The organism is Enterococcus sp. HMSC072F02, from assembly GCF_001837725.1.
GTDB lineage: Bacteria > Bacillota > Bacilli > Lactobacillales > Enterococcaceae > Enterococcus_B > Enterococcus_B lactis.
Genome location: NZ_KV833947.1, coordinates 1 through 12,548 on the forward strand (window position 1 = coordinate 1; position 12,548 = coordinate 12,548).

At 37.9% G+C, this 12,548-nt stretch carries 11 protein-coding genes and 1 other annotated feature (1 of these 12 running past the window's edge); of the genes, 10 read left to right on the plus strand and 1 reads right to left on the minus strand.

The genetic code is table 11. The features are described from left to right. The first annotated feature begins 185 nt into the window (after nucleotides 1-185). From HMPREF2731_RS05920 to HMPREF2731_RS05930, 3 genes are all read left to right on the plus strand, one after another. Nucleotides 186-1,514, plus strand: coding sequence for a C1 family peptidase (locus HMPREF2731_RS05920; protein ID WP_002310204.1), 1,329 nt, complete (start codon nucleotides 186-188; stop codon nucleotides 1,512-1,514). A gap of 203 nt (nucleotides 1,515-1,717) precedes the next feature. Then, a complete protein-coding gene (locus HMPREF2731_RS05925; protein ID WP_002310205.1) occupies nucleotides 1,718-2,551 on the plus strand; it encodes a fructosamine kinase family protein in 834 nt (277 codons plus the stop codon). Between the two features lie 15 nt (nucleotides 2,552-2,566). Next, on the plus strand, nucleotides 2,567-3,304 hold the full coding sequence (locus tag HMPREF2731_RS05930) for an acyl-ACP thioesterase domain-containing protein (RefSeq protein ID WP_002310206.1): 738 nt from the start codon (nucleotides 2,567-2,569) through the stop codon (nucleotides 3,302-3,304). A 154-nt stretch (nucleotides 3,305-3,458) separates the two neighbouring features. Here HMPREF2731_RS05930 and HMPREF2731_RS05935 read toward each other — a convergent pair whose 3' ends face one another. After that, the gene (locus HMPREF2731_RS05935; protein WP_002314249.1) at nucleotides 3,459-4,427 is read right to left on the minus strand and encodes an asparaginase; all 969 of its coding nucleotides are present in this window, start codon (nucleotides 4,425-4,427) and stop codon (nucleotides 3,459-3,461) included. Nucleotides 4,428-4,657: 230 nt separating this feature from the next. Between HMPREF2731_RS05935 and HMPREF2731_RS05940 the strand changes: the two genes are divergently transcribed. The 7 genes from HMPREF2731_RS05940 to HMPREF2731_RS05970 all read left to right on the plus strand — a co-directional run bounded on the left by HMPREF2731_RS05940 (nucleotide 4,658) and on the right by HMPREF2731_RS05970 (nucleotide 12,258). Further along, nucleotides 4,658-5,491 (plus strand): DUF72 domain-containing protein, encoded by an 834-nt coding sequence (locus HMPREF2731_RS05940; protein ID WP_002310208.1) that lies wholly within the window; start codon nucleotides 4,658-4,660, stop codon nucleotides 5,489-5,491. A gap of 33 nt (nucleotides 5,492-5,524) precedes the next feature. Then, the gene (locus tag HMPREF2731_RS05945; protein WP_070872565.1) at nucleotides 5,525-6,364 is read left to right on the plus strand and encodes a Cof-type HAD-IIB family hydrolase; all 840 of its coding nucleotides are present in this window, start codon (nucleotides 5,525-5,527) and stop codon (nucleotides 6,362-6,364) included. A gap of 25 nt (nucleotides 6,365-6,389) precedes the next feature. Then, a complete protein-coding gene (locus HMPREF2731_RS05950; RefSeq protein ID WP_002310210.1) occupies nucleotides 6,390-6,950 on the plus strand; it encodes a pyrophosphohydrolase domain-containing protein in 561 nt (186 codons plus the stop codon). A gap of 198 nt (nucleotides 6,951-7,148) precedes the next feature. Next, a complete protein-coding gene (locus HMPREF2731_RS05955; RefSeq protein ID WP_070872567.1) occupies nucleotides 7,149-8,870 on the plus strand; it encodes a septation ring formation regulator EzrA in 1,722 nt (573 codons plus the stop codon). A 165-nt stretch (nucleotides 8,871-9,035) separates the two neighbouring features. Beyond that, nucleotides 9,036-10,178, plus strand: coding sequence for a cysteine desulfurase family protein (locus HMPREF2731_RS05960; RefSeq protein ID WP_002314246.1), 1,143 nt, complete (start codon nucleotides 9,036-9,038; stop codon nucleotides 10,176-10,178). A gap of 15 nt (nucleotides 10,179-10,193) precedes the next feature. Next, on the plus strand, nucleotides 10,194-11,405 hold the full coding sequence (thiI, locus tag HMPREF2731_RS05965; protein WP_002310213.1) for a tRNA uracil 4-sulfurtransferase ThiI: 1,212 nt from the start codon (nucleotides 10,194-10,196) through the stop codon (nucleotides 11,403-11,405). 205 nt (nucleotides 11,406-11,610) lie between these two features. Continuing rightward, nucleotides 11,611-12,258 carry a redox-sensing transcriptional repressor Rex gene (locus tag HMPREF2731_RS05970; RefSeq protein WP_002287954.1) on the plus strand — a complete coding sequence of 216 codons (648 nt, stop codon included), beginning with the start codon at nucleotides 11,611-11,613 and terminating at the stop codon, nucleotides 12,256-12,258. 128 nt (nucleotides 12,259-12,386) lie between these two features. Further along, nucleotides 12,387-12,548 (plus strand) — a binding site (T-box leader) (it continues 55 nt past the right edge of the window).

A 12,548-nucleotide genomic window follows, 5' to 3' on the forward strand; every position in this document is an offset into this window, starting at 1 on the left:
TTTAGTTGTCTAGCTTAATTTTACAATCGGCGATTTGAAAATTATTGTATACCGTATGACATTTTTCTTCATGAAGTTGTAAGTATATTCTCATTCAAATGAAAATTTCATCATAGAAGAGATTGTATTTCTAAATTCTTAAGAGTAAAATACGAAGTGTAACTTGGATTTGGAAGGATGATTGGATGAAAGCTATTACACCGGATATGACAACAAAATTTGACAAACAGTTTCAAGCAAATAACAAACAGCAGGCGTTGCAGCGGGCTGTCGTGAAGAACGGGATTACTGCTTCTGCTGAAAATATTTCAGCACATGTGGCGAATACACCAGTATTTTCTATTGATTTAGCTACAGGCAAAGTGGCTAATCAGATGCAATCGGGTCGTTGTTGGATGTTTGCTGCATTGAATACGTTCCGTCATAAAATGCTGAATCAATTCCATTTAAAAGAGTTTGAATTATCACAAAATTACACTTTTTTCTGGGATAAATATGAAAAGGCAAATTACTTCTATGAAAACATTATTGCAACTGGAAAAGAGGCTATTGATAGCCGAAAAGTGGCTTTCTTGCTAACTACTCCTCAACAAGATGGCGGTCAATGGGATATGATCGTTTCATTATTCCAAAAATACGGTGTTGTGCCTAAATCGGTAATGCCGGAAAGTGCGAATAGTTCAAATTCTCGAGATTTGAATAACTACTTGAACAAACTACTGCGTAAAGATGCAGTTGTGTTACGCGAAATGGTTGCTCAAGGAGAAACATTAGACGCTATTGAAGAAAAAAAAGAAGAAATGCTAGAAAGTATTTATAACTTCTTAGCCATCTCATTAGGAACACCTCCAAAAGAATTCGATTTTGAGTACCGCGATGAAGAACAAAACTATCATCTTGACCGAGGACTGACGCCACAAATTTTTTATGATAAATACATCGGTGTAAAATTAGATGATTATATTAGTGTGATCAATGCACCAACAAAAGACAAACCATTCAATCGTTCTTATACAGTAGAGATGCTAGGGAATGTCGTTGACGGGAAAGAAGTTAAATACCTGAATGTTGATATGGAAACTTTCAAAAAATTAGCGATTGCTCAGCTTGAACAAGGAGAATCTGTATGGTTTGGTTGTGATGTAGGACAATCTTCTACTAGAACCAGTGGCATCATGGCCTTAGATGCTTATTCGATGGATGATCTATTCGATACGGATTTCACAATGACTAAAGCTGAACGTTTGGATTTTGGTGAAAGTTTGATGACCCATGCGATGGTATTGACTGGCGTTGATTTAGTGGACGGACAATCAACAAAATGGAAAGTCGAAAACAGCTGGGGCGAAAAAGTTGGAAAGAACGGTTTCTTCGTTATGAGTGATGCTTGGATGGACGAATATACGTACCAAATCGTTGTCAGAAAAGATTTGTTGACGAAAGAGCAACTAAATGCGTTCAATGAAGAACCAATTATGCTAGCTCCATGGGATCCAATGGGTGCTTTAGCATAGGTAAATAGTTCAATAAAGAGTATGCTATAGATAAAAAGAGCTGGCTTAAGTCAGCTCTTTTTTATCTATAAAGTCCATCTCCTGATTTTTATGATGCCTGTGCTATAATTCTAAATAAAGGGATAAGGATTGGAAATAATCCTTTTATCATGAAACAAGTAGGATGACAAAATAGAATAAAATTGGGAGTAGGGGGAAAAGTCATGGATATCCAAACTGTTTTATCTGATCTGAAACTAAATGGGAAAGTGATTCCAGTTGTTGGCGGCGATGTGAATCAAACTTATCGTATAAAAACAGATCAACGTGCTTATTTTTTGAAAATCCATCCGAATGTAAAAAAAGATTTTTTTGAAGCAGAAGTAGATGGGTTAAAAGAGCTAGCTACATTCGTACGTGTACCAGATACGTACATGCTGGGTGAAACAAGTGAAGGCGCTTATTTGTTAATGGAATGGATCGAGCCGGGAAAAGGAGATCAACGAGATCTTGCTGTAGCTTTAGCTAAACTCCATCAGCAAACAGCGCCACAATTTGGTTTTCGAAAAGATAACTATCTAGGTACACTTATTCAGAAAAATTCTTTTGAAGAAGATTGGTGGATTTTTTTCTTTAAAAATCGGCTTGAAGCCCAGATTTCTTTAGCGGAAGAAACGAATCGTTGGAATGTACAGCGGCAAGAAAAGTATCTGCAATTTAAAGAACGAGTATTGAAATCGGTTGAACCCAAAAAGATCACTCCACGCCTCTTGCATGGAGACCTGTGGAGTGGTAATGTGTTCTTTGACCAGCAAGGACATCCAATTTTTGTCGATCCGGCTGTTTCTTATGGGAATCGGGAACAAGACATTGCAATGAGTCAGTTATTCGGCGGTTTCCGACCGGAATTTTTAGATGCCTATCAAACTATATTTCCATTAGAAGAGGGATGGGAAGATCGACTACCGATTTACCAGTTATATTATCTTTTGGCACATTTGAATATGTTTGGAGAAAGTTACGGTTCCCAAGTAGATCAATTACTAGAAAGTTTTTAAGAGGAGGGCGTGTTTTTGGCAAAGAAATATACCAAAAAGCATGAAGTTTCATATTATGAGTGTGACATCAATCAAACGATGACATTTCCTTCGATGTTAGGAGTAGTTATCAAAACATCTGAAGATCAAAGCGACCAGTTGGGAAGAGGCAGTGAATTCGTCAATAGCTTTGGACTGACTTGGGTCATCACGAATTATTCTATGGAGATTAATCGTCTGCCTAGAGTCGGTGAAGTAATTTCAGTAACGACTCAAGCCATGGAGTACAATAAGTTTTTCTGTTATCGGAACTTCTGGATCCATGATGAAGATGGGGAAGAATTAGTCAAAATAGAATCTGTTTTTGTATTGATGGATTTTGTGAATCGAAAAATGAGCAGTGTTAATGAAGAAATCATTGCTCCTTTTGAGAGTGAGAAGATCAAAAAAATCAAGCGTCAGGAAAAAATTGAAAAGATTGATTCGGGCTTCATGTTGCCATATCGTGTTCGTTTTTATGATATCGATAGTAATCAGCATGTTAATAATGCGATGTATTTTAATTGGATCATTGATGTATTGGGATATGACTTTTTGACTACGCATGTTCCAGAAAAAGTAATTATTCGATTTGATAAAGAAGTAGAGTACGGGAATGAGATCGAAAGCCATTTTGAACAAGTCCCAACCGAAAATGGTATCAAAACAAAACATGAAATCCGAATGCAAGAACAGCTGTATTGTGAAGCCAATATTCTATGGAAAAATAAATAAAAAAGAGGTTGTGACAGAAGTGGTCAGCTTCAAGAAATAAGAAGGAATTTACGAAAATTGCTTCTCAAATTTTTGTGAAATTTCGGCTTAGTTTTCGAAGAAGCTACTTTTGTCACAGCCTCTCTTTTTAAGTTTAGCTATCAGATATTGATGGTTAGTTTTGGATAAACGAAATCAATTCTTCGCCCGTCAAACCATAGTTTACGGCAATCAATAGTTTTAAACGTGCTTTTTGACTATTGATGCTGTTGCAGAAAATAATCCCCATTTCTTCTAGTTCTTTTCCTCCGCCTTCATAATCATAAACAGGCTCTGCGATTCCATTGAAACAACGAGAAACAAGTACTACAGGGATTTTTTGGACAAGAAGCTTTTCTAAAGCTGCTAAGGCTTGAGGAGGGAGATTTCCGGCACCTAAAGCTTCAATGACTAGACCGTCTACTTTCGTATGGGCGATTGCTTCCAATAAGTCTCCTTGCATCCCAGCATATGCTTTAACAATTGGGATAGTCCCATTTACAGCGGAAATATCCAGCCGCTTTGTTTCTAAAAGTTCTTGTAAGAATAAGATTCGATTCTTAGTTACTAAACCGATTGGTCCCAATGTAGGCGTTCGGAAAGTAGCAACATTTGTGGTGTGGGTCTTTGTCACGTAGCGTGCAGAATGAATCTCATCGTTCATGACCACTAATACACCCTTATCTACCGCTTCTTCACAGCTTGCGACGCGAATAGCACTTTCAAAATTATAGAGGCCGTCACTTCCAAGTTCGTTACTTGAACGCATTGCCCCAGTCAAAACAATTGGTAATTTGTCACCAATCGTTGTATCAAGAAAAAAGGCAGTTTCTTCTAATGTATCCGTACCGTGTGTAATCACCACTCCGAATATACCTGATTCATAAGCGGACAAGATACGTTCTTTTAATACCAACATGTGAGAAGGCATGATGTGTGGTGAGGGAAGATTGAAGATATCTTCAACTAAGAGTTCCACATGCTCAGGTATCGTGATTTCTGCATCTAATAACGGGTTTGCCACATCAGGACTAACACCGCCAGTGAGCATGTTTTCTTTCATGGCGATCGTTCCGCCGGTGTGCAGTACAAGTATTTTTTTCATTTTACAGACTTCCTTACGAATAATTTTGCATAGCCGTTAAATCTTATTGTATACTATATAAAAGAGTTTTGCTATCAGTGAAGAATAACAATAGCCAGACTTATTATAAAAAAGCTACTCTTACTTAAACGAAGAAGACTCGACCTTGACCTCTTAATGCACGGAGTATTTGGTTGAGTTTCTTTTACAAAAAAGTAGTCAAGAGAAAACAATTACGAAGGTGGTCGAAAATGATCAGAATCGGATTAACATCGTTTAAAGAACATGACAAATTAACTGGCAAAAAGAATAACACTCTGTATGAATATGCCGGATTTCTACCCTTAGTGGAATTAGATACTGCTTATTATGGGATTCCTCGAAAGTCCTCTGTTGAGAATTGGATAAACGAAGTACCTGAATCTTTTCGCTTTGTAGTCAAAGTCTATCAAGGGATCAGCGGTCAAGGAGATTGGAAGCCTTATTATCAGACAGAAGAAGAGATGATTACGCATTTTTTAGATGTCATGTCGCCAATGGTAGAAGCTGGAAAGCTTTTTTGCTTTTTAATTCAATTCCCCTCTTCATTCAAGTGTACAAAAGAAAATGTCCAATACTTGCGCAAACTTAGAAAGTGGTTTGAGGGTTATCCTGTTGCTGTAGAATTGCGGGACTATTCTTGGTATAGCGATGAATTTCTTGAACGTACGAGAAACTTTATGTCTCGAGCCGCTTTTTCTTTAGCCATCATTGATGAGCCGCAGCTGCTGAATACAACGATCCCTTTTGATCCATTTGTAACCAATCCGAACTTTGCTCTTTTTCGATTTCATGGCAGGAATGCTCAGGGATGGCAAGCAAATGATAAAGATTGGCGCAAAAAAAGAACATTGTATCGTTATTCAGAAAAAGAACTACAAGAACTAGCATGTGAAGTCAAAGCAGTTGATTCTAAGACAAAAGAGATAGGTGTGATTTTTAATAACAATTCTGGCGGGGATGCGGCTGAAAATGCATTAGCACTGCAAAAAATATTAAATATCCAGCCGGATGGACTTAATCCAACTCAAATGGATCTGTTTTAAGGGCTTATTTTATTCATGAAAGGGGCGAAGTCTATGATCAAAGCTATTTTTTTTGATATTGACGGAACATTGGTCACCAATCGTTCAAAAGCATTGGAATCAACAAAACAAGCAATTAACTATGCTCGGAAAAACGGCATTTTATGCGGTGTAGCAACGGGGCGCAGCCCAATAAAGATCAAAGAAATCATTGATGATTTGGAATTAGATATGTATGTCGTGTATAATGGTCAACTGGTTTTTACTGCAGATCGAACGATTATCGACCACGCTTTTGAACAAAAAGTATTGGAACATATTGTTGAATTTGCAGATGCTAACCATCGACAAATCGTTTTTGGTGCGAGAAATCGGCTAGATGGATCAACAACGATGCTATTAGGACAATCGATTTTTATCAAGCGGCTAGTCAGCTTTTTACCGCGTAAATTCCCGGTACGTCTGATGAAAAAAATCCTCCAGCTTTTTAGCCCTCATCGGCAAAAGGACCGTTATGAAACATTAGAGATATTAAATGAACCAATTTACCAATGTATACTGCTTAGTCCGGAGTCAGAACAGAAAAAGTTAGAACATCTATTTCCCGAGTGTACCTTCCAACGTTCAAATACGTATACTGTAGATATCATCCCAAAAGGTGGTTCAAAATTGCTAGGCATCCAAGCTTTCGCAAATGCTGTCGGAATTGAGATGGAAGAAATCATGGCATTCGGCGACCATTACAATGATATCGAGATGCTGAAAGGTGTAGGAATTGGAGTGGCTATGGGAAATGCTCAGATTGAAGTAAAACATGCCGCAGATTTTGTGACCCAATCAAATGAAGAAGATGGCATATACGAAGGACTGAAACACTTTGGTCTGATTTATTAGTCAATGAAAGAAGGAAAACATTAGTATGGAATCAGAGACACCTTTTCAAAAAGTAGAAGCATTTCACAAAATTTTTGATCCAAGAAGACCAGAAATCCCCACAGCTTTTACTGCGATGGAGGCTCATACACGTGCTGCATTCAAAATAGAAGAACTTGTTGAATTTGTTGCAGCTACCTCACCAAGTAAAGAACAACTACATGAAGCTGTTACTCTGCTACACGAAGCATTAGATAAAGCAGAAGAAAAAATACTTGATAAAACAGAGTGGGGAAGTGACCCACTGATTGAACAAGTAGATGCACTGACAGATATCCTTTACTTTACTTACGGTTCTTTTTCATTATTGGGAATAGCGCCTGATCGAATATTTGATATCGTCCATCAGGCAAATATGGGAAAATTGTTTCCAGATGGAAAACCTCATTATGATCCTGTAACAAATAAAGTATTGAAACCTGAGAACTGGCAGATGGAGTACGCGCCAGAGCCTAAAATCGCGGCAGAAATCCAACGACAGATTCAAGAAGCTCTTGCTAGGAAAAGCTCTGCTGATAGGAGTGCATGCACAAACGAAACAGAGTGATCAGTACGTCACTATTTTTGTTATCTTTATACGATGAAAAACAAAAGATTTTCGTTTAAGTTAGTGAATGCATGAAAATAGTATGCTATAATCTAGAATAGATGTCTTTTGCACGAGAGACGTATTATTTGGATTTATGCCAAGCAGAACGCCATCTGTTGCATAAAAAGATGCATACTGAAAACGGAGGAACCATAAATGGGAAATAATGTTATCATCGGAATCGTCATTGCAATCATTATAGTCGCCATTGTCGTCTTTTTGGTTAGTTACTTGATGAAGAAAAAAAACCAAGATCGATTGGATGCCTTAGAAAAACGCAAGGAAGAATTATTTGACTTGCCAGTGATTGAAGAAGTCGATGATGTTAAAAAAATGCATCTGGTTGGGCAAAGCCAAAATACCTTTCGTGAATGGAGTCAAAAGTGGAATGACATATCTACTTCCTCATTCGCTGAATTAGAAAGTCAAATTTTTGAAGTGGAAAACCTCAATGAAAGTTTTCGGTTCTTAAAAGGAAAAAAAGCAGTTGTTGAAGCAGAAGCAACAATGGACCAAATGGAGAAACAAGTAACGGAAATCCGTGAAGGTCTGAAGGAATTGCGAGAAACGGAAGAACGCAACTCATTAGCTGTCCAGCAGGCGCTTGATGTCTATGAAGAACTGAAAGAAAAAGTCAGAGAAGACGAGCATGAATATGGACCAGCTCTTTTTGAATTGCAAAAACAGATCAAGATGATCGAAAAAGAATTTACGCAATTCGTGACTTTAAATACTTCCGGCGATCCTGTAGAGGCCCGCGAGGTTTTAGATAAAGCAGAAAAACATACGTATGAAGTGGAAGCTCTGATGAAAAAAATTCCACCACTGTATGAAGATCTCCATACGACTTTCCCTGAACAACTTGAAGAAATCAGTGATACTTATGAGAAATTAATGGAAGAACAATATGTATTCCCTGAAGAAGATCTTGCTGAAGATATCGCAAAAGTAAGTCGAAGAATTGAAAATTCATTAGCCAATCTTGAAAAAACAGAAGTTGAAACGGTCGAATTCGAAAACCGAGAAACAGCTGATTTGATTGATTCGCTATATGACATCTTAGAACGAGAAATGGAAGCTCAGAGATATGTAAAAACTAACCAATCAACGATTGCAGAGTATATCAAACATACAACGAAGAATAACCGTCAATTATTGATTGAGTTGGATCACACCGCTCAAAGCTATACATTGAATCACAATGAAATTGGTCGTGTACGAGGTTTCCAAACTGAAGTGGAAGAAATGGAACGTCAAAATGAACAGATGATTCCACAGATCCGCCAACACGAAATCCCTTATTCAGAAGTGCGTACGTTCTATAAAACAGTCTTCAAGGTCTTAGAAGATATCGAAACGCAACAAGTAGAGATCGACGACTCATTACATGAATTGAGAAAAGGCGAAAAAGAAGCGCAAGAAAAGATCGATACATTCGAATTTAAATTGCGTAGTTTGAAACGTTTTGTAGAGAAACAACGTTTGCCTGGCTTGCCGAATGATTACCTAGAATTCTTTTTTGTTGCTACTGATCGTATTGAAGAACTAAGTGTTGTCTTGAATAAAATTCGAGTAAACATGGAGGAAGTCAATCGTTTAGTTGCTCTATGCGAAGAAGGTCTAGAATTATTAGATAAGAAGACACATGATCTAGTAGATGCAGCAGCACTAACGGAGCAAATGCTCCAATATGCAAACCGTTATCGTCATACACACGAAGAAGTTCGGGAAGCGATTGACAAAAGTTACTATTTATTCAATAAAGAATATCATTATCAAGAAGCATTAGACGAAATTGGTACAGCATTAGAGCGAGTAGAACCAGGTGCTTTCAAACGCATCGAAGATTTTTATTTTAATCATCCAGACTTAGTATAAAGCAAAAAAGCAGCAATCATGCAAGAACAAGACAACCATCCGTCTTGTTCTTGTCTTTTTTTATGTCTATCTGAAAGAGGAAACAAGTGAAAATGCCACCTGCTCTTGAAAGCACCTTGGACAACCGTTATAATAGAAAAGAATTTCAAAAAAGAGGGGTTTCTTATGATATATTTTGATAACAGTGCAACGACCCCAATCTTTCCGCAAAGCTTAGATGCATATGTAAAAACCAGTCAGCGGATTATTGGGAATCCATCAAGTCTTCATGATTTGGGCAATCAAGCTAATCGGTTGTTGCAGCAAGCAAGAAAGCAGATCGCTGATTTGATCCATGCAGAGCCAGAAGAAATCTTTTTTACTTCAGGAGGAACAGAAGGAGATAACTGGGTATTAAAAGGAACGATGATTGAAAAAAGAGAGTATGGGAATCATATGATCATTTCAGGAATCGAACATCCGGCAGTCAGTGAGACGGCCGAACAATTAAAAGAATTAGGAATCGAAGTAAGTATCGCCCCAGTAGATAAACGCGGATTTGTACGTGTTGACGAATTGAAAAAATTAATAAGAAAAGAGACAGTTTTGGTCTCTGTTATGGCTGTGAATAATGAAGTAGGATCGATTCAGCCCATCCAGGAAATCAGTGATCTTTTGGATGATTTCCCTAAAATTCATTTCCATGTAGATGCTGTTCAGGCAATCGGAAAAGTACCATTCTCGCAATGGTTGACAGGGAGAGTGGATTTTGCAACATTTTCAGCCCATAAATTCCATGGCCCACGGGGAACTGGTTTCATTTATTGGAAAAAGGGTCGTCGTTTAGCACCATTACTGACAGGTGGAGGTCAGGAAAGAAATCAACGAAGTGGGACAGAAAATGTTCCAGGTATTGTGGCTATGGCTAAAGCTTTACGTTTATCATTAGAGATAAAGGAACAAAAACCTGAGCAGACACAACGCTTAAAAGAAGCTTTAATCAATGCGTTGAAGTCGTATGATAAAGTGACGATCTTTTCAGAAGGAACCGACTATGCGCCGCACATTTTATGTTTTGCTCTAAAAGGAATTCGTGGTGAAGTTCTCGTCCATGCTTTAGAGGAAAAACAAATATTTGTTTCTACTACTAGTGCCTGCTCCTCACGTAAACATATGGCAAGCAGTACATTGCACGCGATGCATGTACCAAATGATTTGGCTACATCTGCTATTCGAATCAGCCTAGATGAAAATAATTCATTAGCAGAAGTGGAGCAATTTATGATTATTTTCAAGCAGCTTTATAAGAAATTTTCTGTAATCAATTAAAAGAGGAGTGTTCTTGTGAAATACAGTGAAATTATGGTCCGTTATGGAGAGCTTTCGACAAAAGGAAAGAATCGAAAAAGCTTTATCATGCAACTAGCACAAAATGTCAGACAAGCTTTGAAAGAATTTCCAGAAATCAAAATCCATGCTGATCGCGACCGGATGCATCTTTTGTTGAATGGTGCAGACAGTCAGCTAGTTATTCCAAAACTAGCAAAAATATTTGGGATCCAAAATTTTTCTCCGAGTATTCGGGTAGAAAAAGATGTTGAAGTTTTGAAACAAGCTGTTCAAGACATCATGAAAGAAATTTATACAGGGAAAGAAACATTTAAAATTATCGCTAAAAGAAGCGATCACCAATTTGAATTGACAAGTAATGAATTGAATCAAACATTAGGCAATGCTGTTTTTGATATTTTCCCTCATATCCAAGTTCAAATGCGTCAGCCCGATATTCCATTACGTGTAGAGATTCGTCGTGACGGCGCTTATCTGTCGTATGAAACGATCAAAGGAGCTGGCGGGTTGCCTGTAGGAACAAGCGGAAAAGGAATGCTCATGCTTTCTGGCGGGATTGATTCTCCTGTTGCAGGATATTTTGCAATGAAGCGGGGAGTGGAAATCGAAGCTGTTCATTTTGCTAGTCCGCCGTATACAAGTGAACAAGCACTGCAAAAAGCAAAAGACTTAACAGCGAAACTAGCGCCTTATGTAGGAACAATTCATTTTATTGAAGTGCCATTTACCGAGATTCAAGAAGAAATCAAAAAATCAGTGCCACAAGGATATTGGATGACGATCACTCGTCGAATGATGTTGCGGTTGACCGATGAAATTCGCCGTATTCGTCATGGTCTAGTTATTTTGAATGGCGAATCATTAGGTCAAGTGGCTTCGCAAACCTTGCAAAGTATGGTGGCTATCAATGAAGTAACGAATACGCCAATCATTCGGCCTGTAGCGACAATGGATAAACTTGAAATCATTGAAGTAGCGGAACAGATCGATACATTTAATCTTTCTATCCAACCTTTTGAAGACTGCTGTACGATTTTTGCGCCTCCACAGCCAAAAACACGCCCTCAACTGGAAAAGGTCCATCAATATGAAGAGCGTTTAGCAATAGATGAAATGATCCAACGTGCATTAGCTGGTTTGAAGATGGAAGAGATACAAGCAGAATCTTCTAATGAAAAAACTGAAGAATTTTCAGAATTGCTATAAGTGGTTGTGAAATTAGTGTTTTGAACTAATGTCGAAGATTAGCTGATAAATGATAAAAAAATTTCCCATGAAATAGCGACCCAAATAGTTAATTTTTGGGTCGTTTTATTTGTCTCGCACCCTTTTCCTTCCTACCTGTAACCTTGCTCCCGTGTTAGAAACATGTTACACTAAATATGTGAAATTATTAACAAGGAGCGTCGTTATGCGAGAAAAAACAGATACACTGCCAAAAGCAACTGCGAAAAGGTTACCTTTATATTTACGCTACTTAAAGATGCTGGATGACTCAGGCATAAGTAGAATCAAATCAAATGAGTTCAGCGAAATCACCCAAATTCCTTCTGCAACGATCCGCAGAGACTTCTCGCAATTAGGCGAGCTAGGCAGAAGCGGATATGGCTATGATGTCCCTTTCCTTATCGATGTATTCAATAATATCCTTAATACTAAAGAAGAAAAACGAATCGCATTAGTTGGATACGGAAATCTTGGCAAAGCATTGAAACACAACAATTTTAGAAGAAATGAAAATCTAAATATCGTGTGCGTCTTTGATAATGATCCAGCACTGATCAATCGAGTCATTGATGGAGAAATGATCTATCCGATTGATCGTTTCGCAGAGATAGCCAAAGCAAAAAATGTGACAGTAGCAATCTCTACGGTACCAAGTAAATATTCACAATCTGCTATTGATGAAATTGTCAAAGGGAATGTAACCGCTATCCTTAACTTTGCACCTGACCGAGTAACTGTCCCAGCTTATGTCAATGTTCAATACATTGATTTGACAACCGAGTTACAGACGCTTATTTACTTTGATGAGAATTACTCAGAAGTTTTTTCTTAGGAAAATTTGAGTAGGCTTATTGATCTTGCAAGGATCCGTCGTAATTCTTTCAAAAATTTTTTAATACTAAATGAAGTGGTTTTTTCACGACCACTTGTTGACTAAAAAAAAAAACCATTGTAGAATGAAGCATAACGCTGAACAAGAGGAGTAACTGGCACATTCATTCTTAGAGAGAGAACTATCTGCTGAAAGGTTCTCAATGACAACCAGTGAAGGTAGCTTGGGAGTTTCTGTCTTGAATGGAGTAGAGATAGACGAGTCGTGATCGTTAACTCACTTGAGAGGCA

Bases quoted from the DNA above. Each gene is read 5' to 3' on its own strand.
- HMPREF2731_RS05955 (WP_070872567.1), top strand. From the start codon at position 7,149: ATGGGAAATAATGTTATCATCGGAATCGTCATTGCAATCATTATAGTC.
- HMPREF2731_RS05950 (WP_002310210.1), top strand. From the start codon at position 6,390: ATGGAATCAGAGACACCTTTTCAAAAAGTAGAAGCATTTCACAAAATT.
- HMPREF2731_RS05940 (WP_002310208.1), top strand. From the start codon at position 4,658: ATGATCAGAATCGGATTAACATCGTTTAAAGAACATGACAAATTAACT.
- HMPREF2731_RS05935 (WP_002314249.1), bottom strand. From the start codon at position 4,427: ATGAAAAAAATACTTGTACTGCACACCGGCGGAACGATCGCCATGAAA.
- HMPREF2731_RS05920 (WP_002310204.1), top strand. From the start codon at position 186: ATGAAAGCTATTACACCGGATATGACAACAAAATTTGACAAACAGTTT.
- HMPREF2731_RS05970 (WP_002287954.1), top strand. From the start codon at position 11,611: ATGCGAGAAAAAACAGATACACTGCCAAAAGCAACTGCGAAAAGGTTA.
- HMPREF2731_RS05960 (WP_002314246.1), top strand. From the start codon at position 9,036: ATGATATATTTTGATAACAGTGCAACGACCCCAATCTTTCCGCAAAGC.
- HMPREF2731_RS05925 (WP_002310205.1), top strand. From the start codon at position 1,718: ATGGATATCCAAACTGTTTTATCTGATCTGAAACTAAATGGGAAAGTG.
- HMPREF2731_RS05945 (WP_070872565.1), top strand. From the start codon at position 5,525: ATGATCAAAGCTATTTTTTTTGATATTGACGGAACATTGGTCACCAAT.